Consider the following 26,522-nt stretch of genomic DNA (forward strand, 5'->3'; position numbering starts at 1 on the left):
GGGTTGAAACCCTACGCGAACTGGGTATCGGGGAAGGCTTTGGCGACGCCGGCTGAAGGCAGGCCCTCGAAACCGTGCATCGCGTCCACGACCGTCCTGCCCTGCCGACTCGACAGGGCTTGGGCGACCTCGCGGTGCCTCTCGAAAAGAGCGGCCAGAAAATCACGTCCGCGTCCATCGCTTCCTGCGATCACAGGTGACGGAGGCAATTGATTCGGCCACCTGCCGGATCGATTGTCCTCGCCCCTCTGATTGCCAGGCCATGGTCGAGAAGACGTCGAATCGTCCGGCGCGTAGTCGCCGGACGGCGGCTGGCGCGCGAGGCCGATGAGGCGCTAGCTGCGCTCTCTGGCCCCGCCGCCACCCGCTGGCGATCCATCGCCAAATTTGCCGCTTCATCCGCCTTCCAACCGCTTTTGTCGCAATCCGGTTGACCATGCCCACCCAGGCTTCCAGCCTCCGCCCAGCGAGGTTGAACCAGGCATGACGCCCGTTGTGGGCCGGCGCAGGCCGGGCCGCGATCTCGCCCACTTGTCTCCCGCCAAGGTGCCGCGATGCGCAAATACGTTCTCCCGCTTGCCTGCCTCCTCGCCTCTTCGCTGTCACATGCCGAGGTCACGTCCGTCGAGGTCACGAGCCGGCAGCCCTGGGTGGGCGGCCAGTCCTTCGGCCAGGTCGGCGCGTACGAGGTGCTGCGCGGCACCGTCCACTACGCCATCGATCCGCGCAGAGCGTCGGCGCGCGATGTCGCCGACATCCGTTTCGCACCGCGCGACGCGCGCGGCCTGGTCGAGTACTCCGGCCCGTTCGTGATCATTCGTCCCGTCGATGCCGCCCGTGGAAACCACACGACGCTGATCGAGGTGGCGAACCGCGGGCGCACGGAGATGGACGGCGTGTTCTTCGAAACCGAGGACGGGCTGGACCTGATGGCGCCCGACAAGGTCGGGAAGCTGACGGACCCGACCTTCTTCAAGCTCGGCTATACGCTGGCGTGGGTGGGCTGGCAGGCCCGGTTGGAACCCGACCAGTTCGGCCTCCAGGTCCCCGTGGCGCACGTGCACAGCGCCGCGCGAGCCACCTTCGCGGCCGACGACATGACGCCGGACCGCAAGAGCTTCGACCTGGCATACAACGCCTTTTATTGCGCGCACGACGCCAAGCAACCCAAGGCGGTGCTTCGTTCGCTCACCGCCTTCGACGATCCAGGCACCGTGGTGCCGCGCACGTCCTGGCATTTCGCGCCCGTGTCGGTCGAAAGGAAAAACGACGCGCGCTGCGCCATCGTGCTGGACAAACCCGCGGCAGCGGATGCGTATTTCAGCCTCGTCTACGAAGGCGAGGATGCGGCGGTGATGGGCCTGGGCGAGGCGGCTTTCCGTGATTTCGCGCTGCACCTGAAGAGCAGGAACATTCCCTCCGCCATCAACGATCGCCCCGGCGACGCCGTCGCGGTCTTTGCCTTCGGCTACTCGCAGGGCGGGCGCTTCCTGCGCGACTTCGTCTACCACGGTTTCAACACCGGGCCGGAAGGCCAGCGCGTGTTCGACGGCATGCTCGTCACCACCGCCGGCTCCGGCCGCGGCTCGTTCGACCACCGTTACGCATTGCCTGGCGAGGCGGGCAACTCGGTGATGAGCAACTTGCGCGCCGTGGACCTGTATCCCTTCGCCGATGTCCCGACGCCGGATATCGATGGCAAAGGCCACGCCGGCCTGCTGGACCGTGCGGTGCGGGACCACACCGTACCCAAGATCATGTACATCCTCAGCAGCTCCGGCTACTGGGCGCGCAATGCGTCGCTGCTGCAGACCACCACCGATGGCAAGCAGCCGGTCGCACTGGGCGCGGACAGCCGGCTCTATTACTTTGCCGGCGTGCCGCACGCGCTGAAGTTTCCGGGCCAGTTCACCCAGCCCGGCATGGAAGCAGCCTATCCCTACAATGCCAATGTCGACCTGGCCGACGGCATGAATGCCCAGCTCGAGAACCTTCGCAAGTGGGCGGTCGACAACGTCGCGCCGCCGCCGACGATGGCACCGGTGCTGGGCTCGACCCTCGTCGCCGCGACCGATCTGAAATTCCCGGCGATCCCGGGCATTCGCGTGCCGACCAATCCGCCGCCGTTGTGGCAGCTTGGCATGGGCCCCGACTACGCGCGCGAAGGCATCATCACCGAGCCGGTGCATGTCGGCCCGAGATACCCGCTGCTGGTGCCTGCCGTCGATGCCAACGGCAACGAACTAGGCGGTTGGCGCGGCCCCATGTCCTCGGTACCGCTCGGCACCTACACCGCCTGGAACTGGAAGTCGCCGGAACTCGCACGCTTCGGCTTCATTTCCGGCCTCAACGGCGCCTTCATCCCGTTCGCCCGCACGCGTGCCGAACGCCTGGCCGCACACGACCCCAGGCTGTCCATCGAAGAACGCTACGGCAACCGGGAAGGCTTCATGAAAGCCGCCGCGGCGGCCATCGACAACGCGATTGCCAAGCGATTCCTATTGCCGATCCAGCGCGAAGACATCCTCGCGAAGATGGGAAGGCACTGGGACGATACGATGAAGTTCGACTGGTATCTCGGCAAGCGGGGCGCAACTGCAAGATAGAGGGTTCCGTCCTGCATGAACTAGATCAATCCTCATCTCGTTATCGCGGGCATCAAAGAACGGGGACAGCTTGGGCTACCCCCGGTTTGCAGGCTGTCGGGCGAGCGCCATGACTCCCGACTACTGATAAGTTGGCTGCTGCACCACGTACGACGCACCGTCCGAGGGCCAATGCGCGGGAAGCGCGAGGTAAGTGGCCCGCTTCTCGCGAACACCGGGTTTCGTGCCGTGCGGCGACTTCAGCCGCTGCGCATTCACGTCGCTGATGATGTCGCGCAGCTTCATCACGTCGCGGACGATGGCGTCGCCCATGATCGACAGCGTGACGTCGGATAACTCCGCGTGATCGCTGCAGGTCACCACATTGCCAAGGGTCCGCAGACTGGCGAGCAGCCGGTCGATCCCGTCGAACTGATCCAGGGTGAGCCCGAAGAGGAAGCGCTTGCCGGCCTCATCCCTCACCGGCTCGGCGGCGTCCGGTTCCGCGGCCGCGCCAGCCTTCGCGTCCGCATCGGCCTTGAGGGCTGCCCGTCTTTCGCCACGCTCCGCCGGCCAGGAAAGTTCGTCCAGCACCTGAGCGATCTGCTCCTCCAGCAACTCCATGCAGATCGCTACCTCGCCCAGGCGAATCTCCGAGAACCACTCATGATCCTCGTCCGGCCTGCGCTGTCGCGCCAGATTGGTCAGGAACCTCAGGTACTCGCGTAGCTGCTTCAGCCGTAGCTGGCTGTCCTCCGGCAGGAAATAGCCCGTCGCTTCCAGATCATCCGAATCGAACGTCGACATGGTCGCCTCCTCATTCCATGAAGTGCCCGTCCACGGCGTGACGACGGACGGGAAGTCGGGAGGCTAGAAACCGCAGAGAGTCGGCGGGCTTATTCCCCCGAAGGGGCGTAATCGACGCAGGGATCACATCGGTCCATACCCGCAGCAACCACAGCACATCTCCCTGACCCAATCCTAATACGGATAGTCGAATTTGTCACTTATAGAGAGTGATCTTATAGGACGTGGCCTCATAACGCCCACCTCCCTAGGCTCGTCCACAACGAAGGAGGACAGCGCAACATGGCCACAGATCCCAGAACAATCTTCGGCCAGCGCTTGGCAGAAGTTCGCAAGGCTAAGGGTTTCTCCCAAGAGAGCCTTGCACTCGAAAGCGGACTCGCCCGCAGCTATCTCGGTGGCGTCGAACGCGGTCAGCGCAACATTGCGCTACTGAATATTTATAGGCTTGCAAAAGCCCTTAAGGTCAGCCCTGCTCACCTACTGGAGCCCGCGTCAGGGCTCAAGAAGTAGGAAAAATGGGTGTCAAGGGAAAATGGTTTCAGGGACAGTTTGACCATCTCTTCAGGCCGCCCCGAAATTGCCCCTGAGATGGCCCCGTTCAAAGGTGTCCGTCAAACCCGGACCATCTCAACCTGGTCCCGTTTTGATCCCTCGTCTAACGAGACTAGCCGTCAACCCTTCGGCCCGGCTTGGCTAGCGCCGCCAGTGAGGGTAAGTCAAACTGGGCGGGTTCGCGGAACCATGGCTCGTGCCGTGGCCCGCATGCGATTCACCAGTCGAGCGGTATCCCTGCTCAGCAACCCTTCTCCGCCTCCACCAAGAGCGATGAAATCCATCACCGGGCGCCCGCGCTCGGGTGAAACCATCAAGCTACCGAGCAGCGTCGCGGCTCGTTCGTTGTCATTGAATCGATGCCGAAGAAGCCCGTAGATACCGTTAGAAATCAAATCAGCGACCTGGACTCCGTCGCTATCTTTCGAGTCAACAAACTTAAGATGTTCAAGCCATATTTTGTTCGCGTCAATCAAACCGTCATCCGGGCGTGAATCCTTCGGCGGGGGTAGCCAGTCGGGATACGGACCGTCGGAGTAGAAACGCGAAAAGCGACTGTAGTCAGCACCTCTCACCTGAATCAGAGGTTCGTCTCGCGCAATCGCCTGGGTGAAAGGAAGGGTAATTGACGCGAACGTTTCGTCGAAATGGTTGCGCGTTACATCTTTTTGATCGAAGCGCCAACGGAACGCGCTGAGCGTGGCGGGGATGCGGACGGCGTAATAAAGGCTTGCGCTCCGGACGATTGTCCAGACCAAGCGGGTTCGGCAGTTGATTTCGATGTATTGCTGGAGTGAGAGCGCTTCAACCGAACCCGCGATCTCCCTGACCATACGCTTTCCTTCTGGAAAGTTCATCTTTGGCTCGTTCGACAAAATGAACTGAACCTGTGCCGCTTGGTGTTGATCAGCAGTTTCGTTTGTTGCGCCATCCGTCGCAACAGCAAAAGCGACCGCGTTAATCGCCGACAAATCCTCCAGAAATTTGAAGTAAGCCACCTCGCTGACGTCCCTACGCTTCACTTCGGTGTCGAAGCGAAATCCGTTAGCAACCTTGAAATGGCGTAGCGCCTTGGTTACCCGCGGACGACTGATCTCGGGGACTACGTAACCCGCCACTAAGGAAAAGGAGCCCTGCGCGTCCGTGGCGGCAAAGGTACCGGCCTCATCGAGATAAATAAGCATTTGTTCAGCATGCCTCGCTCAAACATCGAGAAGGGCTTGGGGCTTCTTCAGCGCGATCCAAGTCTGCGGTGAGGTTATCGATTGAGAGAAGAATGGTGTCAGGGAAAATTTCAAGGGCAGCCGCAACGGTGAAATTGTCCCGAAACCGCGGTCAGAGTCGACTTTCTAAGGTCAGTCCCGAAGAAAGTGCACTCTGACCCCTGGTTCTGCCCCCTGGTTCTGCCCCCTGGTTCTGCCCCCTGTTTCTCTGCCCCCTGTTTCTCCGCCACAAAATAGTCCCTGACAAATTTTTCTATTCTCTGGCAATACCATGCAGGCACTCGAATATTGGCCTAAAAGCCTCAAAACTTTCCACTTCCAATGAGGTAACGTGCGACGCAAAGTCTACTTTTTTTGAGTCACATACTTGCGGTACAGTTGCGTTCGTTGCAGGGAGTGGAACGTACTGTACTAAACCTGGCAAGTGATCCTCATCTTTGAACAAAAGTTCCACACATAAAACAGATCGTCCGCCAAGCTCACAGCTAGCTAGCGACGAGCGAAAGTCTGGAACCGGCAGTAGCAGAGCCCAACCCTGTTCTTGATCGTGCTTCTTCAGCACACCGCGAGAAGGAAGGTTAGTCTTTATATTCGATTCTCTCCCCCAAACACCTTTCCACTGGTCAAAGGCCCTATCGAAGTCAAAGATTCCAACAAGCTTTTTACCGGGGTGCCGGCCAAACAAGCCCTTGGTGTTCAATAGTGTACGGAGCGCCGAATCACCATAGGAACTCCGAACATCGAAAAATATCGGTTCGCTTGGATAAAGTTTTCGATAAGCTTCCTTTAATATGCTCGCATCGGTATCGCCCTCCACGAACACCACCAAATTTTTATCAGCTGACGACAAGATACTATCGATGTTCAAATAATGCATAACTCTTGCCGAACCAGCGACTGGGTAGGAGGGCTCAGCCACAACCACAATTTCGCTTCCTTCCTTCCGAAGCACGATCACCTTTGCAGTGTTCCCGTTGTGCACAATAAACGGAGAATGAGTCGCGAAGATAAATTGGCTGCTCCGGCCTTGGCCTTCCGGCAAAAGCTTTCTGTAAAAGTCTATAATTCGCGCTTGCCAATCGGGATGGAGACCAAGTTCAGGCTCATCCACTAATACCACTCCGCCTTGAATGGCCGCGCGATCCCTAAGGATGAAGCCTCCCCTGAAGACCACCTGCTTCTCCCCCATGCTCAACTCGTTTATTGAGGTATCTACGCCGGCCTCTTCGAACTGCACCGAATAGCCTCCCCTGTTCTGCACTGAACTTAGTCTTTTTTGGGGAAACATAAAGCTGACAGCGTCCTTAAAACGCTTCACGCGAACTTCTATGACTTCGTCAGGAACCGCTTGTCCTGAATGTTCCGCAACCCATTGGGCCATGTCTTCGTTGTCGGCAACGCGAATATCCACTAACAGCTGCGAAATTTCCTTCGCCAGTGATGTACCCCCGCGCCGAGAAGAAATAGCCTGGTCTACGTCTAGTGCCGTCACGCTGGCTGATGGCTCCACCTCAAAGCTAACTAGAGCCTCAGAAAAGAAGACCCTGAATGGAACCGGCACGCTCCCATTTGCATCGTGTTGGAAGTATTCGTATGCACCCCGATCAAATGGAGTGCCAGCTCTGTCGAATATTTCAAACCTATAATTGTTCCAGTTGTCTTCTCCGGTTTCACCAGCCACTAACCGAACAGCATCAGGATCTATATCTAAGCTCGGGACTTTGAAGCGCGACTTAATATCCTCAGCGTTTCCTTGATCCAGCTCCAATTCAATTGTCGCCTTGTTCTTCCGTTGGGGCGAAGCCTTGCTCAGTAGGTTGTAAATCTCTTCCAGTATGGTTGTTTTTCCACAGCCATTCTCGCCCGCAATAACCACAGCATCGACAGCCCGACCAGTCGTAGGGTCAGTAAAATCCAATTCAATTGAACCCAAGATGGGATGCCCTTCAAATTGGAGCTTTTTGATTCTCATATTGCAGTCCTTGCCGTGTAATCCGAATCATTGTTCGTAGAGTGCACTACTGTGCTCATCTCGTTGCCTTGAGACAACCGACTTAAACCAAGGAACGACGTTCTTTCGCGCTGTTAAAGCATTGGCAGAACCAATCCTTGCTCCTTCGCACATTCCACCGCTACCTCATACCCCGCATCCGCATGCCGCATCACCCCAGTCCCCGGATCGTTCCACAGCACCCGCGCAATCCGCTTGTCCGCCTCAGCCGTGCCGTCGCACACGATCACCACGCCCGAATGCTGCGAATACCCCATCCCCACCCCACCGCCGTGATGCAGCGACACCCACGTCGCCCCACCGGCCACATTCAACATCGCATTGAGCAACGGCCAGTCGCTGACGGCATCGCTGCCGTCCTTCATCGCTTCGGTTTCACGGTTCGGTGAGGCGACGCTGCCGGAGTCGAGATGGTCGCGACCAATCACCACCGGCGCCCTCAACTCACCCTTGCGCACCATCTCATTGAACGCCAGCCCCAGCTTGTGCCGCTGCCCCAGCCCCACCCAGCAGATGCGTGCGGGCAGCCCCTGGAAGCTGATGCGCTCCTTCGCCATGTCGAGCCAGTTGTGCAGGTGTTGGTCATCAGGGACCAGTTCCTTCACCTTCTGGTCGGTCTTGTAGATGTCTTCCGGGTCGCCGCTGAGCGCGACCCAGCGGAACGGGCCGACGCCACGGCAGAACAGCGGGCGCACGAAGGCGGGCACGAAGCCGGGGAAGGCGAAGGCGTTTTCGCAGCCCTCGTCCTTCGCCATCTGGCGGATGTTGTTGCCGTAGTCGAAGGTGGGGATGCCTTGGGCGTGGAAGGCGAGCATGGCTTCCACGTGCTTCTTCATGGACTGCTTGGCGGCGTCGCGGGTGCCTTCGGGGTCACTCTTGCGGCGCTCGAACCACTGCTCCACCGTCCAGCCCTGCGGCAGGTAGCCGTTGACCGGGTCGTGTGCGCTGGTCTGGTCGGTGACGGCGTCGGGGCGCACGCCGCGCTTGACCAGTTCCGGCAAGACGTCGGCCGCATTGCCAAGGAGGGCGATGGACTTGGCTTCGCCGGCCTTGGTGTACTTGGCGATACGCGCCAGCGCGTCGTCCAGGTCGGTGGCCTGCTCGTCCACGTAGCGGGTCTTGAGGCGGAAATCGATGCTCTTCTGCTGGCACTCGATATTCAGCGAACACGCACCGGCCAGCGTGGCGGCCAGCGGCTGCGCGCCGCCCATGCCGCCCAGGCCGGCGGTGAGGATCCACTTGCCCTTGAGCGAGCCGCCGTAGTGCTGGCGGCCCATCTCCACGAAGGTCTCGTAGGTGCCCTGCACGATGCCCTGCGAGCCGATGTAGATCCACGAGCCGGCCGTCATCTGACCGTACATCATCAGGCCCTTCTTATCGAGCTCGTTGAAGTGCTCCCAGTTGGCCCACGCCGGCACCAGGTTGGAGTTGGCGATGAGCACGCGCGGCGCGTCCTTGTGCGTCGGGAACACGCCGACCGGCTTGCCGGACTGCACCAGCAGGGTCTCGTCGTCGTTGAGGTCGCGCAGGGAACGCAGGATCGCGTCGAAGCACTCCCAGTTGCGCGCGGCGCGGCCGATGCCGCCGTACACCACCAGCTCGGCCGGGTTCTCCGCCACCTCGGGGTCGAGGTTGTTCTGGATCATGCGGAACGGCGCCTCGGTGAGCCAGCTCTTGCAGCTCAGTTCGGTGCCGCGCGGCGCGCGGATGGTGCGGGTGGTGTCGATGCGGGTGGGTGCAGTCATGGCCGGGCTCCGGTGAGTCAGGCTGCCGAGTATAGGTCAGGTGCCGGCCGGCATCGGCCGGGCCGGCAGCCGCCGCGGCGGACCCTGCAATGGCGGACGGCGGACGGCTGACTTGCCTCGCGGCGGGCGCCTCGGCCGTTCGGCCGACTGGCAGGCGCCACGCGCCCGGTGGATGCTCTTGTCTCCCGCCACAGAGACGGAGTCCGGCCATGTTGCGCCCTGCCTGGTTCGCCCTGCTGCTGGCCTGCTCGCCCGGCCTGTGCGCCAAGACGCCGCCGTCCGATCCGGGCAAGGCGGCCTGCGCGGTGTGGCAGCGCGAGCTGTCGTTCGCGCGCAGCGTGGAGCGGCACGACGCAACGGCGTTCGCCGAGCACGTGTTCAAGGGCGCGGTGTTCGACGCCAACAGTGCCAGGCCGACGCGCGGGCTGGACGCCATCGCGAAGCGATGGGCGCCGCTGATTGCCGGCAAGGGCGTGCGGCTGAGCTGGTATCCGCGCCAGGTGGTGGTCGCGGGCGATCCGGACCTGGCGTATTCCAGCGGCGCGTATCTGTACGAGGATCTCGCACCGTCGGCCAACCCACGCTTCGTCCTCGGCGAATTCGCCACCGTGTGGCGGCGCGGCCACGACGGGGTCTGGCGCGTCTCGTTCGATGGCGGCAACGAGGGCCGGCCGGCGACGGACGCGGAAGTCCAGGCCTTCCACGCCGGTCGCCAGTCGCGCTGCCCGGCGTCGATCGAGGCGGCCTGACGCCCACGGCTGCATCGATGCCGCACTGCCGGCGCGCGGCACGTGTGCGATCCATCCTCGATGGCAATCTTCGGCAGCGACGCAATACAAGCCGGTCCGGTTGCGTCACACCTGGGCGCAACCATCTGCCCGGCATGGATCGAGACGGCCTGATGCCAGCGCCTGTATCGATGCCGCGCTACCGACGCACGGCACATGCGCGATCCATCCTCGATGGAAGCCTTCGGCTGCGGCGCGGCGCAAGCCGAGCCGGTTGCGCCACATCCGGACGTAACCATCGGCGCCGGCCGAACGAACCGCTTGTCGCAGCCATGCCGCCGGGCGCCATCCGCCCGGCAGGCGCGGCGACAAGCCTCATCCCCCGGAGCTTCACCATGCAGAAACCCGCCGTACCCCAACCGCACAGCAGCCGTGCCGCGTCGTGGGTGCTGATCGCCGCCGTGCTCGCGCTCGCCGTCGCCGCCATCGGCTGCGTCGGTGGCTGGCTGGCGCCGCACCGGCTCACGCCGCAGAAGCTGGTCGACCAGTTCCAGCGCAACGCCGGAACGTTTCCCGGCTATCGCCGCAACCACGCCAAGGGCGTCTGCGTGGAGGGCTACTTCGACAGCAACGGCAACGCGCAGGCGTATTCGGCGGCGCAGGTGTTCGCGCCGGGACGCACGCCGGTGGTCGGGCGCTTCGCCCTTCCCGGCAGCAACCCGTACGCGCCGGACAGCAGCGTGCCGATCCGCAGCCTGGCGCTGCGCTTCACCCAGGCCAACGGCCAGCAGTGGCGCACCGGCATGAACAGCATGACGGTGTTCCCGGTGGCGACGCCGCAGGCGTTCTTCGCGCAATTGCAGGCACAGCAGCCAGACCCGGCCACCGGCAAGCCGGACCCGGCGAAGCTCGCCGCGTTCTTCGCGGCACATCCGGAAACCGCCGCCTTCCGCGCCTGGGCGAAGACCGCGAAACCCTCGGCCAGCTACGCCACCGAACGCTACGATGGCCTCAACGCGTTCTTCTTCGTGGATGCGCATGGGCAGCGGCATGCCGTGCGCTGGCATGTCGTGCCTGAGGCCACCAAAGCCGACAGCGATGCAGCCAGGGCCGGCGATACGGATTACCTCGCCGCCGACCTGGCCCGACGACTGCAACAGGCGCCGCTGCGCTGGCACCTGCTGGTGACGCTGGCCGAAGCCGGCGACCCGACCAACGACGCGACGAAGACCTGGCCCGACGACCGCCGCAGCATCGATGCCGGCACCCTGGTGATCGAAAGCACCACGCCGCAGGACAGCGGTCCCTGCCGCGACGTCAACTACGACCCGCTGGTGCTGCCCGATGGCATCGAGGCGTCGGACGACCCGCTGCTGCCCGCGCGCTCGGCCGCCTACGCCGACTCCTACCTGCGCCGCACCAGCGAGGAAGCCCACCTGCCCGGCACCGCCGCCATGGATGCGAAGGCCAGGGGAGAAGCGCGATGAATACGAATACGACGACCTTCGCGCTGCCCGCCCGCGTGCTGCACTGGCTGATGGCGGTGCTGATCGTGGCGATGCTGTTCATCGGCGTCGGCATGGTGTCCTCGGTGTCGGAGCGGCACGCGTGGCTGCTCGCCATCCACAAGCCGCTGGGCATCGCGATCCTAGTGCTCGCCGTGGTGCGGCTGGCGGTGCGCTGGCGAAACCCGCCCCCGCCGCTGCCCGCCGATCTGCCCGCCCTGCAGAAACTCGCCGCGCATGCCTCGCACTGGCTGCTCTATGCCTTGATGCTGGCGATGCCGCTGATCGGCTGGGCGATGCTCTCGGCCGGCGGCTACCCGGTGATGCTCGGCGACTCGCTGCGCCTGCCCGCGATCTTCCCGGCCAGCCCGGTCGCCTTCGCGGTGCTGCGCCACCTGCACGGCTGGCTCGCCGCGCTGCTCTACCTCACCTTCCTGGCGCACATGGGCGCGGCGCTGTACCACGGCCTGATCCGCCGCGATGGGGTGCTGTCGAGCATGGACGGCCGCCGTGCAGCAACGGCGATACTTCCCGAAACCGTCGATGCGGCCCGGGAAACCGGGGACGCCGAGCCGGGAGATCCGGCCTGATGCGCTGATTCGAAATGCTGGCCGAAGCAACCTGGGAGCCTCTCCGAGATCCATGCGCTGGACCGAAATCCCGAGTCATACGCAAGCTCGTCATCCCTGCGGCTTTCAACGGGCGCGGGGCTCGGTCAAGCAAGGATGAAGCTTCAGCAGACGGATGCCTGGAGATTTTGAACGGACTCTCAAGGAAGCGCAGCTTTTATGCTCGTCATTCCTGCGAAAGCAGGAGGCGCTTTTCAACAGCCGAAGGGCTGGTCATCCAGCGCCTTGATCTTCTAATGGGTTAAGGCACTGGATCCCAGCTTTCGCTGGGATGACGGGCAAAGGCATCAGACCTTCCCTAATGCGGCCTGGCAGGCTGGCGCGTCAGCCAGGTCATTGCCGCCGCGAGCGTCGCGGCCGGCGTCGCCGGTTTCCGCCACGGCTTCGTCCGGCGCCAGCTTGCCGCCGCAGGCCCATCCGTTGCGGTCCACGTCCATGTCCGGAAACACCGCTTCATGCTCGTCGTTCCTGCGCAAGCAGGAGGCGCTTTTCAACAGCCGAAGGGCTGGTCATCCAGCGCCTTTGACCTTCAATGGATTAGAAGCACTGGATCCCAGCTCTTGCCCCCTTTTCGGGGTTCGCTGGGATGACGGCAAAGGCATCGAACCTTCCCTAACGCGACCGGGCCGGCTGGCGCGCCAGCCAGGCCATCGCCGCCGCGAGCGGCGCGTCGCGGCCGGCGTCGCCGGTTTCCGCCACGGCTTCGTCCGGCGCCAGCTTGCCGCCGTAGGCCCGTCCGTTGCGATCCACGTCCACGGCCTCGGTCAGGAAGATCGTGCTGCCGTCCGGCAGCGCGACCGGCGCGTTGCCCGTGCTGAGCCCCGCCGTGGGCTGGCCGAAGGAGCGGGTCGCCGGCCGGCCGCGGAAAGCCACCGCCACCACCTCGCCGGAACTCGCCGTGCGCGGCCCGGTAAGCACCGCCACCGGCGCGTGCTGGAGGTCCGGGCCGGTCGGCAGGCCGTCGTCCATCGGGTCCGTCGCGCCGAACGGCGACAGCCTGCCGCTGCTGCCGCGGAAGGCGCCCACCGGGCGACCACCCAGCAAGGGGCGCAACCCGGCCAGCATGGGCCGCATGTTGCCGCCGCTGTCCTGGCGCAGATCGACGATCCAGCCATGGGAGACCTGCGGGGCGATCCGGCCGATGGCCTCGACCATCGTGCCGACGAAAGCCCTGCTGGCCGCCGGGTCCGTGCCGCTGTAGCCCGGCATGCCGATGTAGCCGATGCCGCCGGGCTTCAGCGCGACCACCGGCGGCGCGCTCGTGCGGCCCTGGTGCTCGTAGCGATGGCTGGGGCCCGGCTCCATGAACAGGCTGTGGTGGTCGCCCAGGGCGGCAAGCAGGGCGCGGATCGCCGGATAGACGTCCGTGGTCTGCTTCGCGCCCTTCGCCATTGCGCGTATCCGCGGCTCGACGCTGTTCCAATCGACGTCTTGCGCATGCAGCGCACGCTTGCGCACGGCGCCGATCGCGGCATCCAGCACGTCTTGCGGCGTGACCGCCACGGGCGCTCCCCCGCCCGGTTCGAGCCGGAGCCGGGTGGCGGCGACTTCGCCTGGGCCGCGGAGCGTGGTTCCCAGAAGCAACCGCGTGGCGGCTGCCGGCACGTCGATCCGAACTTCGCGGTGCGTCGCCGGCGTCGTGCCGCGCACCGGCATCGCGTCCGAGCTGGCAAAGGCGAGTCCACCGGACGCGCCGTCCGCACGCAGCCAGATCGTGGCGCCCTTCGCCGCATCGCGCGTGGCCAGCTCGGCGGAAAGCTTCACGCTGCGGCCGCGGTACGGCGCGGCGTCGAGCATCGTCACCGAGGCGCCGAACTTGCCGTCCTCGGCATGCTCGGCGCGCAGCGTCACCGTCGCGCCCTGTGCTGCGGCGGGATCGCCGGAACCTTCCACCCGGTAGTGGCGTGCGCCATCGCCAGTGACTCGCCACGCAGCTTGCATCTGGGCAGCGGCTGGCGCGGTGCAAGCCAGGGAAAAGATTGCGATCGCGGCGGATACGAACGGACGGCGCATGGCGTTCCCTCGGCTGCGGCGAAGCGTCGAGGCTAGGCGCATGCAGCCGCATCGGCAAGTGAAGGACGGCCTGCCCGCATCCATGTCCGAAAACGGCGAGTCCGCGCCGCGCGGCGGTGCTAGCCTGTCGCCATGACGGAACTGCACGCCGGCACCCTGCCCGATCCCCACACCTGCGAGCAGGCGCGGCTGAGCCGCGATGCGCGCTTCGACGGGCTGTTCTTCACCGCCGTCACCAGCACGCGCATCTACTGCCGGCCGGTATGCCCGGCGCCGACGCCGAAACCGTCCAACATCCGCTACTACGCGAGCGCCGCCGCGGCTGAGGCGGCCGGTTTCCGGCCGTGCCTGCGCTGCCGGCCGGAACTGGCGCCGGGCAACCGCGCCTGGCAGCGCGGCGACCACGTGGTGGCGCGGGCTCTGAAGCTGATCGAGAACGGCGAACTGGCCGAGCAGTCGCTGGACCAGCTCGCGGCACGCGTCGGCGTCGGCGCGCGCCAGTTGCGGCGCGTGTTCGTCGAACGGCTGGGCGCGCCGCCGCTGAGCGTGTACACCACGCGACGGCTGCTGTTCGCCAAGCAGTTGCTGACGGAGACCACGATGCCGGTGACCGAGGTGGCGCTGGCGTCCGGCTTCCGCAGCCTGCGCCGCTTCAATGCGGCGTTCCTGCAGGCGAACCGCATCCCGCCGCGCGAGCTGCGCCGGCATCCCGACGTGGCGGCCGGCGGCGCGCTGGTGCTGCGGCTCGGCTACCGGCCGCCGTACGACTTCGAGGCGCTGCTTGCGTTCCTGCGCGGACGCGCCCTGCCGGGCGTGGAGCAGGTCGACGAGCACGGCTACGCGCGCGTGTTCGGCCCGGCCGATGCGCCGGGATGGCTGCGCCTGGGCGCATGGCCCGGGCAGCATGCGCTCAAGCTGGAGCTGCACTGCCCGCAGCCGGCGCGGATGCTCGGCGTGGTGACCGCGCTGCGGCGCATGTTCGACCTGGACGCCGATCCGCAGGTGATCGCCGACGCGCTCGGCGCCTCGCGCACGCTCAAGCCGATGCTGCGCCGCCGGCCCGGCCTGCGCCTGCCCGGCGGCTGGGACGGCTTCGAGATCGCGGTGCGCGCGGTGCTCGGCCAGCAGGTGAGCGTGGCGGCGGCGCGCACGCTGGCGACGCGGATCGTGCATCGCTACGGCGAGGCGCTGCCGGCGCCGGTCGCGCCTGGGCTGGAACGGCTGTTCCCCACGCCGGCCGCGCTCGCCGAGGCGGACCTGCGCGAGGCCGGCGTGACCACGGCGCGCGCGGCGACGATCCGCGGCATCGCGCAGGCGCTGCTGGACGGCCGGGTGGATTTCCGCGCCGACCGGCCGCTGGACGAATTCGTGGCGCGCTGGGTGGCGCTGCCGGGCATCGGCGAGTGGACCGCGCACTACATGGCGATGCGCGCGCTGAGCCACCCGGACGCGTTCCCCGCGGCCGACCTGATCCTGCGCCGCGCCGCAGCGGGAGGCGGCGAGGCGTTGAGCACCCGGGCGCTGGAAACGATGGCCGAAGCATGGCGGCCGTGGCGCGCCTACGCGGTGATGCACCTGTGGCGCAGCACCGCCGACAACGCGGCGACCATCGCCCCCTCGACGGAAAAACGGAAGCAGTGATGACCGACGGAACGATCCACTACGACGACATGCCCAGCCCGATCGGCCGGTTGCGCCTGGTGGCCGACGCCCGCGGCCTGCGCGAGGTGTGGTTCGAGACCGGACGCCATCGCAAGGCGGCCGACCCGGGTTGGCTCCGCTGCGCCGATGCGCTGGCATTCGCCCGCGTGCAGTTCGAGGAATATTTCGCCGGCACCCGCCAGGTGTTCGACTTGCCGTTGCATCCACTCGGCACGCCGTTCCAGCTCGACGTGTGGCGCGAACTGGCGCGGATTCCCTACGGCACCACGATCAGCTACGGCGAACTGGCGCGACGCATCGGCCAGCCGCAGGCGATGCGCGCGGTGGGCGCCGCGAACGGACGCAACCCGCTGCCCATCGTGCTGCCCTGCCACCGGGTAATCGGCGCGAACGGCAGCCTCACCGGCTTCGGCGGCGGCCTGCCGACGAAGCGGTTCCTGCTGGCGATGGAGGACCGGGTCGCGCATGGCGACCTGTTCGCGCTGACGTAGGGAATCCCGAACCAGCCGCCTCGCCCGTCATTCCGCCTTCTCCCGCCACGCCTCCCTTCGCTCTTACCCTCGCCCGTCATTCCTGTGGGAACAGGAATCCTGCGCCTTTTGACTTCCAACGACCTGAAGGCACTGGGGCCCCAGCTTTCGCTGGGGCGACGGCCTTGGAGGGATCACGAACTAGCCGTTTCCCCCATCGCTCCGACTCCCGCCCGTCATTCCTGCGAAAGCANNNTGCCTCTTGACCTCCAACGACCTGAAGGCACTGGGCCCCAGCCTTCGCTGGGGCGACGACCTTGGGAGATCACGAACTAACCGTTTCCCCCGTCGCTCCGACTCCCGCCCGTCATTCCTGCGAAAGCAGGAATCCAGCGCCTTTGGCTCTCAATGACTCGAAGGCACTGGGCCCCAGCTTTCGCTGGGGCGACGGCCTTGGGGGATCACGAACTAGCCGTTTCCCCCATCGCTCCGACTCCCGCCCGTCATTCCTGCGAAAGCANCGCCTTTGGCTCTCGACGACTCGAAGGCACTGGGCCCCAGCCTTCGCTGGGGCGACGGCCTTGGGGGATCACGAACTAGCCGTTTCCCCCGTCGCTCCGGCACCCGCCCGTCATTCCTGCGAAAGCAGGAATCCAGCGCCTCTGGCTCTCAATGACTCGAAGGCACTGGGGGCCCCAGCCTTCGCTGGGGCGACAGCCTTGAGGGATCACGAACCGACCGTTTCCCCCTTCGCTCCGGCACCCGCCCGTCATTCCTGCGAAAGCAGGAATCCAGCGCCTTTCGGCTTCCAACGACCTGAAGGTACTAAGCCCCGGCTTTCGCTGGGGCGACGGGATTTCGAGGTGCATCCCGCATGCAGCTCAGCCGCCGCTATGCGCCGGCGCGGGCTGCGTCCGCGGGCGGGCGCGCACCGGCGGCGCCACGGCGTCCTGGTACTTGTCCACCAGATCCTGCTGGCGAGCGCGATACAGCGCATTGCGCGCCTGCTCGGCCTGCTCCGTCTGGTCGGGAACGGCCGTGCCGGCGGCGTCCGGTCGGCGCAGCGCGATGGCGGCGTTCTGGTGCAGTTGCTGCTCGGCCTGGGTCTTGCGCAACTGGTCGCGCGTCTGCTGCGCGCGCACGGACTGCTGGAACTGCGCCGCCTGCTGGCGCGCATTGTCGATCGTCGCAGCTGAAGCGGCCGGCCGGGCGGGCTGGGCCTGCTGCCACGCCATCGCGATGCCCGGCGGCAACAGGGCCAGCGAGCAGGCGAACAGGCGGCGCAGTGCGTTGGAAGTGGCGATACCCATGGATGCAATCTTGTGCAGGATGATTCCCATCCTAGGCATCCGCACATAAAGATCCCGTTCTGTCCACGGCACGGCCGTATCGAAGCGTTCAGCAATCCAGCGGCAATCGACGGACGAGGGTCAGTCGGGATAGCGGCTCACCTCGATCAGGTTGGCGTCCGGATCGCGGAAATACACCGAGGTGATCGGGCCGCGGGCGCCGGTGCGCTGCACCGGCCCTTCCAGCACCGCCACGCCTTGGGCCTGTAGGTGGGCCAGCACCTGCGCCATCGGCGTGCGGGTGACCAGGCACAGGTCGGCCGAACCGGGCGTGGGTCGCGCGGCCTTCGGCTCGAACTCATGGCCGTGGCGATGCAGGTTGATCTTCTGCGCGCCGAAGGCCAACGCCTTGCGCCCCTGCCCGAAGGCGACCACCTGCATGCCGAGCACGCGCGCGTAGAACGCGCAGCTCGCCTCGATGTCGGCAACGGTCAGCACCAGGTGGTCGAGCGATTCGATCGTCACGCTCATGGCATCGCGCCCCGCGACATCGGCGTGGCCGGCGTGGCGACGCCGACCAGCGGCGGCAACCGGTACAGCCGCACCGAGATCAGCAACCCGGCCAGCACCAGCGCGCCGACGAACACGCCGACGCCGCTCCAGCCGTGCGCCGCGTAGAACAGCCCGCCGCCGGCCCCGGCCAGGCTCGATCCCATGTAGTACGCGAACAGGTACATCGCGGCGCCCTGCGCCTTGGCCGCGCCGGCGCGCCGGCCGACCCAGCTGCTGACGATGGAATGCCCGCCGAAGAAGCCGAAGGTGACCGCGACGATGCCCAGCATCACCAGCGCCAGCGGTCGCGCCATCGTCAGTGCCACGCCCGCGAGCATCAGCGCGAACGCGGTCCACAGCACCTTGCGCCGGCCGAGCTTGCCGGCCAGGTGGCCCATCCAGGCCGAGCTGAAGGTGCCGATCAGGTAGATGCCGAAGATCAGGCCCACCGTCGCCTGGCTCAGGCTGTACGGCGGCGCGAGCAGACGGTAGCCCAGGTAGTTGTAGACGGTGACGAAGGCGCCCAGCAGCAGGAAGCCCTCGGCGAACAGCCACGGCAGCCCCGGATCGCGCAGCACGCTGGCGAAGCGCCCGAGCTGGCTGCGCCAGCGCAGCGGCTGGCGCACGAAATGGCGCGACGGCGGCAGCGCTCGCCAGAACGCCAGCCCGGCCAGCAGGCCGATCGCGCCCACCACTTCCACGCCGACGCGCCAGTTGAAGAAGTCGGCCAGCACGCCGGTGATCAGCCGCCCGCCCATGCCGCCCACCGCGCTGCCGCTGATGTACAGCCCCATGCCCAGGCCGATCGAGTCGGGGTGCACTTCCTCGCTGAGGTAGGTCATCGACACCGCCGGCAAGCCGCTCAGGCTCAGCCCGAGCAGGGTGCGCACCGCCAGCAGCGACGGCCAGTTCGGCATCCATGCGCTGAGCAGCACCAGCAGCGCCGACGACAGCAGCGACGCCACCATCACCGACTTGCGCCCCCACGCGTCGGACAGCCCGCCGGCGAACAGCATCGCGAAGGCGAGCACGCCGGTGGTGAGGGACAGCGACAGCGCGCTGGACGCCTCGCCGATGCCGTAGTGCCGGCTGAACTCCGGCATCAGCGGCTGCACGCAGTACAGCAGGCCGAAGGTAGCGAAGCCGGCGGCGAACAGGGCGAGGTTGGTGCGGCGGAACGCGGCGGTGCCGTGGCGGATCCAGCCGGGGTCGGGCGCGGGTGTTGCCGCGGAAGAAACGCTCATCGCGCCTTCTCCGTGCGGCTGTTTCTCGATAGGCGCATTTCCATCGGGCGCGCTTTCATCCAACCCGTTTCCATTGGACGCGCCCACACCGGCCACGTATTCATCGGCGACGTTTTCATCGCCGTCAGGATAGGCCGATCGCCCCGGCGAATCGATACCGTGCGGCCCGCCGTTCGCATGCCCGACACATCGGTGACGGGCATTGGTCACGCGATTGCGCGATCATGCCCGGCTGTTTGTGACGTTCGGTGGACCCACGCATGAATCTCCTGCATCGCCTACTGCTGTGCACCCTGCTCGCCGCCATCGCCGGCTGCGCCACCCGCCCCACCGCCGCGCCCGCCGCGGCGAACGCGGCCACTTCCCCTCCCGCCCCGCTGCTGCTGGTCTCGATCGACGGCTACCGCGCCGACTATCTCCAGCGCGGGCTGAGCCCGACCCTGCAGGCGCTGGCCGACGGCGGCGTGCGCGCCGAATCGATGCAGCCCTCGTTCCCCTCGCTGACCTTCCCGAACCACTACACCATCGTCACCGGCCTGCGTCCCGACCACCACGGCATCGTCAACAACACCATGTTCGACGAGCGGCTGGGCAAGTTCTCGCTGGGCAACCGCAAGGCGGTCAGCGACGGCCGCTGGTGGGCCGAGGGCACGCCCCTGTGGGAAACCGCCAGCCAGCACGGCCTGCACACCGCCACCATGTTCTGGCCGGGCTCGGAGGCCGACATCCACGGCCGCCATCCCGACCACTGGCGGCCGTTCGACGGCAAGGTCACGCCGGATCAGCGCGTCGACCAGGTGCTGGCCTGGCTGGACCTGCCGGTTGCCCAGCGGCCTGCCTTCCTCACCTTGTACTTCGACGCCGTCGACCACGCCGGCCATGCCTACGGCCCGGATACGCCGCAGGTGGACGCCGCGCTGCGCGAGACCGACGCCGCGCTGGCGCGGCTGCTGCGTGGCCTCGAACAGCGCGGCCTGGCCGACCGCATCAACCTGATCGTGCTGGCCGACCACGGCATGGCGCCGGTGCCGCTCGACCACAGCGTGCTGATCGACAAGCTGATCCCGCTCGACCAGGTGCGCACGGTGAGCCTGGGCGTGCTGGCCGGCTTCAACCCGAAGCCGGGTCACGACTTCGCCGCGGTCGAGGCGGCGATGGAAAAGCCGCAGCAGCACATGCAGTGCTGGGACAAGACGCGCGTGCCGGCGCGCCTGGCCTATGGCAGCAACCCGCGCGTGCCGCAACTGCTGTGCCTGGCCGATGCCGGCTGGCGCATCACCACCGGCGACTACCTCGCGCAGAAGGCGAAGCAAGGAAAGACCCCGAGCCTGGGCGAGCACGGCTACGACAACGCCGACCCGCACATGCAAGCGCTGTTCGTCGCGCACGGCCCGGCGTTCCGGCAGGGCCTGGTGGTGAAGCCGTTCCCGAACGTGGACGTCTATCCGCTGATGGCCCACCTGCTTGGGCTGCCGCCGGCGGCGAACGACGGCGACTACGACGCGGTCAGCGGGATGCTGAAGCCGGCGCAGCGCTGATCCGGACCGCGGCAAGCCGCGCCGGCGGCCGCAGGGGGGCCTTCCACCACGCCCCGGCGGGCGGCCCGCGCCGGCGGCCATGCCATAATGCACGGTCTTTCCCAGCCGTTGCCTGCCATGAGCCGTCGCCACCTCGTCACCAACGCCCTGCCCTACGCCAACGGCCCGCTGCACATGGGCCATCTGCTGGGCTACATCCAGGCCGACATCTGGGTGCGGGCGCAGCGCATGAGCGGCAGCGAGGTGGCCTACGTCTGCGCCGACGACGCGCACGGCACGCCGATCATGCTGGCCGCCGAGAAGGCCGGGATGACGCCGGAGGCCTTCATCGACGGCATCCGCAAGGGCCACGAGGCGGACTTCGCCGCGTTCGGCGTCGCCTTCGACCACTACCACACCACCCATTCGGACGAGAACCGCGAGCTGGCGACGCTGATCTACACGCGCCTGCGCGACGGCGGCTACATCGCCAGGCGCAGCATCCAGCAGTTGTTCGATCCGGAAAAGCAGATGTTCCTGCCGGACCGCTACATCAAGGGCACCTGCCCGGTGTGCAAGACGCCGGACCAGTACGGCGACAACTGCGAGAACTGCGGCGCCACCTACGCGCCCACCGACCTGATCGAGCCATACTCGGTGATGTCCGGCGCCACGCCGGTGCTGCGCGACTCGGAGCACTACTTCTTCGAGCTGGGCAAGTTCGAGCACCTGCTGCGCGACTGGTTCGCCGGCAAGTTCACGCAGGGCGCGCCGGTGGCGAACCCCGGCGTCGCCGCCAAGCTGCGCGAATGGCTGGACGGCGGCCTGAAGGATTGGGACATCTCGCGCGACGCGCCCTACTTCGGCTTTCCCATCCCCGACGCGCCGGGCAAGTTCTTCTACGTGTGGCTGGACGCGCCGGTCGGCTACCTCGCCAGCTTCAAGGCGCTGTGCGACCGTACCGGCCTCAAGTTCGACGACTTCCTCGCCGCCGACAGCCGCGCCGAGATGCACCACTTCATCGGCAAGGACATCATCAACTTCCACGGCCTGTTCTGGCCGGCGATGCTGCACGGTGCGGGCCTGCGCACGCCGACCGCACTGCACGTCAACGGCTACCTCACGGTGAACGGCGCGAAGATGTCCAAGTCGCGCGGCACCTTCATCCAGGCGCGCACCTACCTGGACGCGGGACTGCACCCGGAGTTCCTGCGCTACTACTTCGCCAGCATGCTCAGCGACGCGCCGGTGGACGTGGACCTCGACCTCAAGGCGTTCGAGGAGCGCGTCAACTCGCACCTGGTCGGCAAGTGGGTGAACATCGCCAGCCGCACCGCCGGCTTCGTGCAGAAGTTCTTCGACGGCCGCCTGGCGGCGCGCTTCGGCGCCGGCGAGACCGCGCTGTGGCACACCCTGCTGGAGCACTACGACGGTGTCGCCGAGCTGTACGCGCAGGGCGAGTTCGCCGAGGTCAGCCGCCGCTTCGTGCTGATGGCCGACCTGGTCAACGGCCACATCGCCGCCAAGGCGCCGTGGACGATGGCCAAGGACGCATCGCGCCGCGAGGAGCTGCACCAGGTGTGCTCGTTCGCGCTGGCCGCGTTCCGCCTGCTCGCCGGCCTGCTCAAGCCGATCCTGCCGGCCACCGTGGCCGCCGCCGAGCAGTTCCTCGCCGCGCCGATCGTCGACTTCGACGACGCCCGCGCGAAGCTGCACAGCCACGTCATCAACGCGTTCGAGCCGCTGCTCGGGCGCATCGACCCGAAACGCATCGAGGCGATGGTCGAGGCCTCGAAGGAATCGCTCGGCGCTCCCGCCGAAACCGCCAGTGCCCCAAAGAAGAAACCCATGAACGACAGCACCAAGCCCGCCACGCCGAACCCCGAATCCCCCGCCGCGAATCCCGGCCTCATCGGCATCGACGACTTCGCCAGGCTCGACCTGCGCGTCGGCACCGTGCTCGCCTGCGAGTTCGTGGAAGGCTCGGACAAGCTGCTGCGCTTCGAGCTGGACGCCGGGGCGCTGGGCAAGCGGCAGATCTTCTCCGGCATCCGCGCCGCCTACGGCGAGCCGGAGAAGCTGGTCGGCCGCAACGTGGTGTTCATTGCCAACCTCGCCCCGCGCAAGATGCGCTTCGGCCTGTCCGAGGGCATGATCCTGTCCGCCGGCGACGGTGGCAGCGACCTGTTCCTGCTCGACGCCGACCAGGGCGCGAAGCCGGGCGCCACCGTCCGCTGAGCGACGCCCCGCCACGACCGCCATGCCGCGCCTGATGCACGCGCCGACGCCGCTGAAAGCCTGGGGCCGCGCGCTCGCCGTGGCCGCCGTCCTGCTCGCGCTGTCGGTCGTGGCGCCGGGCGGCGCCGGCGCGGCGGCCGAGGCCGGCGACCCGGCGCTCGCCCTGGTGCAGCGCTTCGGCATGGGACGCGGCCTGGAGACGCTGGCCAACGAGGCAGCAGCCGGGACCGTCACCTACGGCTCCCTGTCCAGGAAACACGGCGTCGCGGCGGCAAAGCAGCTCGTCGCCACCGAGATACACCGGCTGCTGCCCGATTACCAGGCGCGCTGGGAGCAGAACCTCGCCGCCGTCTATGCGAAGCATTTCGCCCCGGACGAGTTGCGCTCGCTCGCGGCCCAGGGCAAGCGTTCGCCTTACGCGGCCAAGTTCTCCGCCACGCATGCGGCGGTGGCCTCGGACATGCGCGCCGCGTCGAGCGGGCTGCTGCGGCAACTCGTCACCGAGGCGCTGCTGCGCGCGTGGAACAAGTAGCCCCGCCTCCGATGAACTCCCTCGCCGACCGCATCGACGCGCTCCTGCCGCAGACGCAATGCGAGCAATGCGGCTACCACGGCTGCCGCCCGTACGCCGAGGCGATCGCCGCCGGCGAGGCGGCGATCAACCAGTGCCCGCCGGGCGGCAGCGCGGGCATCGCCAGGCTGGCCGCGCTGCTGGGCCGGCCGGCACTGCCGCTGGACCCTGCACGCGGCGTGGAGAAGCCGCGCATGCTGGCGCGCATCGTCGAGGCCGACTGCATCGGCTGCACCAAGTGCATCCAGGCCTGCCCGGTCGACGCCATCGTCGGCGCGGCGAAGTTGATGCACACGGTGATCGCCGACGACTGCACCGGCTGCGAACTGTGCGTGCCGGCCTGCCCGGTCGACTGCATCGTGCTGGAACCGATGCCCGCCGCACAGGCCGGCGACCCGCTGCACGCCGACGCGGCGCGCAGGCATTTCCAGCGGCGCGAGGCACGGCTCGCGCGCGAACGCGCCGAGCGCGACGCCGAGCTGGCCGCGCGCAAGGCGGCCGTGGACACCCCGGCTACGCCCTCCAACCCGGTCCTGGCCGCGCTGGCGCGCGCCCGCGCGAAGCAGCAGGGCAAGACGCCGTGAGCGCGGGAGCGGGCTGCCGCGTTCATCCCTCGCAGACCTATGCCTCGCCCGTCTTCACTCGCCTCACCGCCACCGCTCGCCTCACCGTCATCCCGGCGAAGGCCGGGATCCAGCACTGTGGGCGGCCTCGCACAGCAACGTCGCTGGATTCCAGCTTTCGCTGGAATGGCGGGGTCGAAGCAGCAAGGCAAGACGGATGCGAAAGCAAACCACCACGTGCACACCTTGCGGCCGCAGACCCCCTCGCCGTCACCATTCGCCTCGACGTCATCCCGGCGGAAGCCGGGATCCAGCGCCTTGAAGCCCTGTGCCAAGCGAAACCACTGGATTCCAGCTCTTGCCTCTTCGGGTCCACTGAAATGACCCGCTCGTACAACGGATTCCCGCCATGCCCTTGAAACGCGCCGACGTCATCGAACTGTTCTCGCGCCTGCGCGAGCTGAATCCGCATCCCACCACCGAGCTGGACTACACCACGCCGTTCGAGCTGCTGGTGGCGGTGGTGCTGTCCGCGCAGGCCACCGACGTGGGCGTGAACAAGGCGACGAGGAAGCTGTACCCGGTGGCGAACACGCCGCAGGCGATCCTCGACCTGGGCGAGGAGAAGCTGAAGAAGTACATCAGCACGATCGGCCTGTACAACGCCAAGGCGAAGAACGTGATCGCGCTGTGCCGCATCCTGGTGGAACAGTACGGCGGCGAGGTGCCGCGCACCCGCGAGGCGCTGGAGGCACTGCCCGGCGTGGGCCGCAAGACCGCCAACGTGGTGCTCAACACCGCCTTCGGCGAGCCCACCATCGCGGTGGACACGCACATCTTCCGCGTCGCCAACCGCACCGGCCTGGCGCCCGGCAAGGACGTGCGCGCGGTGGAGGACAAGCTGGAGAAGGTGATCCCGGCCGAATTCAAGCAGGACGCGCACCACTGGCTGATCCTGCATGGCCGCTACGTGTGCAAGGCGCGCAAGCCGGATTGCCCGCATTGCGTGATCCGCGACCTGTGCCGGTACAAGGACAAGACTGTGGCCTGAGAGCCAGTTCACGGTCTTTTCGTCAGCTCAAACCGCCGCCTCGTCATTCCTGCGGCTTTCAACGGCCGTAGGGCCGGTCAAGCAGGAGACGTTTTATCAACATCCGAAGGGCTGGTCGTCCAGCGACTGATTCTTCGAAGCTCAACGACACCGGATCCCAGCTTGACCGGCCCTACGGCCGTTGAAAGCCGCTTCACCCTACTTCGCCTGCAACGTCGCCATCGCCTTCTGCGCATCCGCATGCGCGCCATCCAGCGTGGTGGCTTCCAGGCCATGCTCGGCCTGGGTCAGCGCGGTCTGCAGCCGCGATTCGGTGGCGGCATCGCCCTTGGCGTCGACGATGCCGCCATGCCCCATGCCGTCGCACGGATTGCCGGCGCTGGCGTCGAAGCCCTTGCCGGATGGCCCGACCAGGCAATTGACCACGTGGTGCAGGTGGGTCTGCGCCATCTTCAGGTCTGCCGCGCCCAGCGCCATGCCCGCATGCGCGCTGGCCGTGCCGACCTGCTTCGACACCGCGTCGCCCGCCGCCGCATGCGCAGCGATGGGCAGCACGCCTGCCAGCACGAGCATGGGCAGGCAACGAACGATCTTCTTCGCCATGGCACGACTCCGGAGCAACGCGGCGCTCGCCGCAGTCCGCCGAGCTTAGGCCGATGCCCGTGAAAGGAAAAAGAGAAAGCCGTTCATTCCAGCGGTGCGCCGCCGAAGCACCGGCGGCGCCGAAGCATCCGGGCTCCGTCCACGCATGTCCGCCGACGCCGCCGTCGCGCAGCCGTCCGGCCGCAGGACGGCGAATGCCGTACCCGGTTGGCGCCGGCACGGCCGAGGCGCCGGCGAGGCCAGCGGACGCCGGCCCATGGCATGCGATCCCGCCCCGCGACAGGTGTATAAGGCGTCAGTCCCCCAAGGAGCCACCGCCATGAAACACCTGCCGAAGCTCGCCGCCACCGCCGCCCTCGCCGCCGCCATGCTGGCCTCCCCCGCGTTCGCCGCGCTGAAGACCGGCTCGCACGCGCCCGATTTCAGCGCGCCCGCCTACCTCGCCGGCCAGCCGTTCACCTTCAGGCTCGCCGACGCGCTGAAGAAGGGGCCGGTGGTGGTCTACTTCTTCCCTGCCGCCCACACCTCCGGCTGCAACCTGGAAGCCCACCTGTTCTCCGAAGCCATCGACAAGTTCAAGGCAGAGCACGCCACCGTGATCGGCGTCACCGCCGGCAACGTGGACCAGCTCGCCGATTTCTCGAAGGAAACCGAGCACTGCGGCGGCAAGTTCCCGGTCGCCGCCGATCCCGGCGCGAAGATCGCCAGGCAATACGACTCCGTGCTGGAGCAGAAGCCGGAGTGGTCCGACCGCACGTCGTACGTGATCTCGCCGACGGGATCGATCGTGCACGTCTATTCCAATCTCGATCCCAAGAAACACGTCGAGGAAACCCTCTCGGCCGTGCGCGCGCTCGGCAAGTGAAACGGCGGCCCGGGCCATGCCCGGGCGCCAGGCAACCCGGCGGTCGCGCCAGCGCGCGCGACCGCCGCAGAAACGCTGCTGCACGGACGCGACGCA

Annotated in this window: 23 protein-coding genes; 13 read left to right on the top strand and 10 right to left on the bottom strand. The window is 66.7% G+C overall.

The annotated features are described in order from the left end of the window. The first annotated feature begins 554 nt into the window (after positions 1 to 554). A complete protein-coding gene (locus ASG87_RS06215) occupies positions 555 to 2,606 on the top strand; it encodes an alpha/beta hydrolase domain-containing protein (RefSeq protein ID WP_056002446.1) in 2,052 nt (683 codons plus the stop codon). A gap of 120 nt (positions 2,607 to 2,726) precedes the next feature. Here ASG87_RS06215 and ASG87_RS06220 read toward each other — a convergent pair whose 3' ends face one another. Beyond that, the gene (locus ASG87_RS06220) at positions 2,727 to 3,392 is read right to left on the bottom strand and encodes a hypothetical protein (protein WP_056002449.1); all 666 of its coding nucleotides are present in this window, start codon (positions 3,390 to 3,392) and stop codon (positions 2,727 to 2,729) included. Positions 3,393 to 3,674: 282 nt separating this feature from the next. Here ASG87_RS06220 and ASG87_RS19235 point away from each other — a divergent pair, with 282 nt between their 5' ends. Beyond that, on the top strand, positions 3,675 to 3,905 hold the full coding sequence (locus ASG87_RS19235) for a helix-turn-helix transcriptional regulator (protein ID WP_082582788.1): 231 nt from the start codon (positions 3,675 to 3,677) through the stop codon (positions 3,903 to 3,905). Between the two features lie 206 nt (positions 3,906 to 4,111). On the opposite strand, the gene ASG87_RS19900 is transcribed toward ASG87_RS19235, so the two are convergent. The 3 genes from ASG87_RS19900 to hutU all read right to left on the bottom strand — a co-directional run bounded on the left by ASG87_RS19900 (position 4,112) and on the right by hutU (position 8,926). Then, positions 4,112 to 5,131, bottom strand: a complete 1,020-nt coding sequence (locus ASG87_RS19900) for a DUF3800 domain-containing protein (protein ID WP_157510913.1) — start codon at positions 5,129 to 5,131, stop codon at positions 4,112 to 4,114. A 292-nt stretch (positions 5,132 to 5,423) separates the two neighbouring features. After that, a complete protein-coding gene (locus ASG87_RS19240) occupies positions 5,424 to 7,142 on the bottom strand; it encodes an ATP-binding protein (RefSeq protein ID WP_082582789.1) in 1,719 nt (572 codons plus the stop codon). 113 nt (positions 7,143 to 7,255) lie between these two features. Next, a complete protein-coding gene (hutU, locus tag ASG87_RS06225) occupies positions 7,256 to 8,926 on the bottom strand; it encodes a urocanate hydratase (RefSeq protein ID WP_056002453.1) in 1,671 nt (556 codons plus the stop codon). Between the two features lie 209 nt (positions 8,927 to 9,135). On the opposite strand from hutU, the gene ASG87_RS06230 reads away from it, so the two are divergent. The 3 genes from ASG87_RS06230 (at position 9,136) to ASG87_RS06240 (ending at position 11,749) form a co-directional block, all read left to right on the top strand. Then, the gene (locus ASG87_RS06230; protein WP_056002455.1) at positions 9,136 to 9,675 is read left to right on the top strand and encodes a ketosteroid isomerase; all 540 of its coding nucleotides are present in this window, start codon (positions 9,136 to 9,138) and stop codon (positions 9,673 to 9,675) included. A 374-nt stretch (positions 9,676 to 10,049) separates the two neighbouring features. Next, positions 10,050 to 11,141, top strand: a complete 1,092-nt coding sequence (locus tag ASG87_RS06235; RefSeq protein ID WP_056002458.1) for a catalase family peroxidase — start codon at positions 10,050 to 10,052, stop codon at positions 11,139 to 11,141. Beyond that, positions 11,138 to 11,749: a cytochrome b gene (locus ASG87_RS06240; RefSeq protein WP_056002461.1), complete on the top strand. Its 612-nt coding sequence runs from the start codon at positions 11,138 to 11,140 to the stop codon at positions 11,747 to 11,749. The genes ASG87_RS06235 and ASG87_RS06240 overlap by 4 nt, the downstream gene beginning before the upstream one ends. Positions 11,750 to 12,075: 326 nt before the next feature. Here the strand turns inward: ASG87_RS06240 and ASG87_RS06245 are convergent, their stop codons facing one another. Then, positions 12,076 to 12,264: a hypothetical protein gene (locus ASG87_RS06245; protein ID WP_056002464.1), complete on the bottom strand. Its 189-nt coding sequence runs from the start codon at positions 12,262 to 12,264 to the stop codon at positions 12,076 to 12,078. A 136-nt stretch (positions 12,265 to 12,400) separates the two neighbouring features. Then, positions 12,401 to 13,729 (bottom strand): S41 family peptidase, encoded by a 1,329-nt coding sequence (locus tag ASG87_RS06250; protein WP_162258328.1) that lies wholly within the window; start codon positions 13,727 to 13,729, stop codon positions 12,401 to 12,403. 204 nt (positions 13,730 to 13,933) lie between these two features. Between ASG87_RS06250 and ASG87_RS06255 the strand changes: the two genes are divergently transcribed. Beyond that, positions 13,934 to 15,442: a DNA-3-methyladenine glycosylase 2 gene (locus tag ASG87_RS06255; protein ID WP_056002470.1), complete on the top strand. Its 1,509-nt coding sequence runs from the start codon at positions 13,934 to 13,936 to the stop codon at positions 15,440 to 15,442. Further along, the gene (locus ASG87_RS06260; protein WP_056002473.1) at positions 15,442 to 15,954 is read left to right on the top strand and encodes a methylated-DNA--[protein]-cysteine S-methyltransferase; all 513 of its coding nucleotides are present in this window, start codon (positions 15,442 to 15,444) and stop codon (positions 15,952 to 15,954) included. Before ASG87_RS06255 ends, ASG87_RS06260 begins: the two co-directional genes overlap by 1 nt. Positions 15,955 to 16,814: 860 nt before the next feature. On the opposite strand, the gene ASG87_RS06265 is transcribed toward ASG87_RS06260, so the two are convergent. The 3 genes from ASG87_RS06265 to ASG87_RS06275 all read right to left on the bottom strand — a co-directional run bounded on the left by ASG87_RS06265 (position 16,815) and on the right by ASG87_RS06275 (position 19,018). Further along, positions 16,815 to 17,243: a hypothetical protein gene (locus tag ASG87_RS06265; protein ID WP_157510914.1), complete on the bottom strand. Its 429-nt coding sequence runs from the start codon at positions 17,241 to 17,243 to the stop codon at positions 16,815 to 16,817. 120 nt (positions 17,244 to 17,363) lie between these two features. After that, on the bottom strand, positions 17,364 to 17,747 hold the full coding sequence (locus ASG87_RS06270; RefSeq protein ID WP_200949020.1) for a VOC family protein: 384 nt from the start codon (positions 17,745 to 17,747) through the stop codon (positions 17,364 to 17,366). A 2-nt stretch (positions 17,748 to 17,749) separates the two neighbouring features. Continuing rightward, a complete protein-coding gene (locus tag ASG87_RS06275) occupies positions 17,750 to 19,018 on the bottom strand; it encodes an MFS transporter (RefSeq protein WP_056002482.1) in 1,269 nt (422 codons plus the stop codon). A 260-nt stretch (positions 19,019 to 19,278) separates the two neighbouring features. Here ASG87_RS06275 and ASG87_RS06280 point away from each other — a divergent pair, with 260 nt between their 5' ends. From ASG87_RS06280 to nth, 5 genes are all read left to right on the top strand, one after another. Next, complete coding sequence (locus tag ASG87_RS06280; protein ID WP_056002485.1) at positions 19,279 to 20,556, top strand: ectonucleotide pyrophosphatase/phosphodiesterase; 1,278 nt, start codon at positions 19,279 to 19,281, stop codon at positions 20,554 to 20,556. A 117-nt stretch (positions 20,557 to 20,673) separates the two neighbouring features. Beyond that, on the top strand, positions 20,674 to 22,773 hold the full coding sequence (metG, locus tag ASG87_RS06285) for a methionine--tRNA ligase (protein WP_056002488.1): 2,100 nt from the start codon (positions 20,674 to 20,676) through the stop codon (positions 22,771 to 22,773). Between the two features lie 22 nt (positions 22,774 to 22,795). After that, the gene (locus tag ASG87_RS06290; protein ID WP_157510915.1) at positions 22,796 to 23,305 is read left to right on the top strand and encodes a hypothetical protein; all 510 of its coding nucleotides are present in this window, start codon (positions 22,796 to 22,798) and stop codon (positions 23,303 to 23,305) included. An 11-nt stretch (positions 23,306 to 23,316) separates the two neighbouring features. Continuing rightward, entirely contained in the window at positions 23,317 to 23,928 is a 612-nt protein-coding gene (gene rsxB / locus ASG87_RS06295) for an electron transport complex subunit RsxB (protein WP_056002494.1), read from the top strand. Positions 23,929 to 24,322: 394 nt separating this feature from the next. Continuing rightward, positions 24,323 to 24,958 carry an endonuclease III gene (gene nth / locus ASG87_RS06300; protein WP_056002623.1) on the top strand — a complete coding sequence of 212 codons (636 nt, stop codon included), beginning with the start codon at positions 24,323 to 24,325 and terminating at the stop codon, positions 24,956 to 24,958. Positions 24,959 to 25,156: 198 nt separating this feature from the next. Here nth and ASG87_RS06305 read toward each other — a convergent pair whose 3' ends face one another. Further along, positions 25,157 to 25,561 (bottom strand): hypothetical protein, encoded by a 405-nt coding sequence (locus tag ASG87_RS06305; RefSeq protein ID WP_056002497.1) that lies wholly within the window; start codon positions 25,559 to 25,561, stop codon positions 25,157 to 25,159. Positions 25,562 to 25,880: 319 nt separating this feature from the next. On the opposite strand from ASG87_RS06305, the gene ASG87_RS06310 reads away from it, so the two are divergent. Continuing rightward, positions 25,881 to 26,426 (top strand): peroxiredoxin, encoded by a 546-nt coding sequence (locus ASG87_RS06310; protein ID WP_056002499.1) that lies wholly within the window; start codon positions 25,881 to 25,883, stop codon positions 26,424 to 26,426. Positions 26,427 to 26,522 lie beyond the last annotated feature (96 nt).

This window comes from Frateuria sp. Soil773 (assembly GCF_001428405.1).
In the GTDB taxonomy this organism is placed as follows: domain Bacteria; phylum Pseudomonadota; class Gammaproteobacteria; order Xanthomonadales; family Rhodanobacteraceae; genus LMSL01.

Coding starts and splice junctions, on each gene's coding strand:
- ASG87_RS06250 (WP_162258328.1), bottom strand. CDS start 13,729: ATGCAAGCTGCGTGGCGAGTCACTGGCGATGGCGCACGCCACTACCGG.
- ASG87_RS06240 (WP_056002461.1), top strand. CDS start 11,138: ATGAATACGAATACGACGACCTTCGCGCTGCCCGCCCGCGTGCTGCAC.
- ASG87_RS06310 (WP_056002499.1), top strand. CDS start 25,881: ATGAAACACCTGCCGAAGCTCGCCGCCACCGCCGCCCTCGCCGCCGCC.
- ASG87_RS06265 (WP_157510914.1), bottom strand. CDS start 17,243: ATGGGTATCGCCACTTCCAACGCACTGCGCCGCCTGTTCGCCTGCTCG.
- ASG87_RS19235 (WP_082582788.1), top strand. CDS start 3,675: ATGGCCACAGATCCCAGAACAATCTTCGGCCAGCGCTTGGCAGAAGTT.
- ASG87_RS06230 (WP_056002455.1), top strand. CDS start 9,136: ATGTTGCGCCCTGCCTGGTTCGCCCTGCTGCTGGCCTGCTCGCCCGGC.
- ASG87_RS19240 (WP_082582789.1), bottom strand. CDS start 7,142: ATGAGAATCAAAAAGCTCCAATTTGAAGGGCATCCCATCTTGGGTTCA.
- ASG87_RS06275 (WP_056002482.1), bottom strand. CDS start 19,018: ATGAGCGTTTCTTCCGCGGCAACACCCGCGCCCGACCCCGGCTGGATC.
- ASG87_RS06280 (WP_056002485.1), top strand. CDS start 19,279: ATGAATCTCCTGCATCGCCTACTGCTGTGCACCCTGCTCGCCGCCATC.
- ASG87_RS06220 (WP_056002449.1), bottom strand. CDS start 3,392: ATGTCGACGTTCGATTCGGATGATCTGGAAGCGACGGGCTATTTCCTG.
- ASG87_RS06255 (WP_056002470.1), top strand. CDS start 13,934: ATGACGGAACTGCACGCCGGCACCCTGCCCGATCCCCACACCTGCGAG.
- ASG87_RS06260 (WP_056002473.1), top strand. CDS start 15,442: ATGACCGACGGAACGATCCACTACGACGACATGCCCAGCCCGATCGGC.
- ASG87_RS19900 (WP_157510913.1), bottom strand. CDS start 5,131: ATGCTTATTTATCTCGATGAGGCCGGTACCTTTGCCGCCACGGACGCG.
- ASG87_RS06290 (WP_157510915.1), top strand. CDS start 22,796: ATGCCGCGCCTGATGCACGCGCCGACGCCGCTGAAAGCCTGGGGCCGC.
- metG (WP_056002488.1), top strand. CDS start 20,674: ATGAGCCGTCGCCACCTCGTCACCAACGCCCTGCCCTACGCCAACGGC.
- rsxB (WP_056002494.1), top strand. CDS start 23,317: ATGAACTCCCTCGCCGACCGCATCGACGCGCTCCTGCCGCAGACGCAA.
- hutU (WP_056002453.1), bottom strand. CDS start 8,926: ATGACTGCACCCACCCGCATCGACACCACCCGCACCATCCGCGCGCCG.
- ASG87_RS06235 (WP_056002458.1), top strand. CDS start 10,050: ATGCAGAAACCCGCCGTACCCCAACCGCACAGCAGCCGTGCCGCGTCG.
- ASG87_RS06305 (WP_056002497.1), bottom strand. CDS start 25,561: ATGGCGAAGAAGATCGTTCGTTGCCTGCCCATGCTCGTGCTGGCAGGC.
- ASG87_RS06215 (WP_056002446.1), top strand. CDS start 555: ATGCGCAAATACGTTCTCCCGCTTGCCTGCCTCCTCGCCTCTTCGCTG.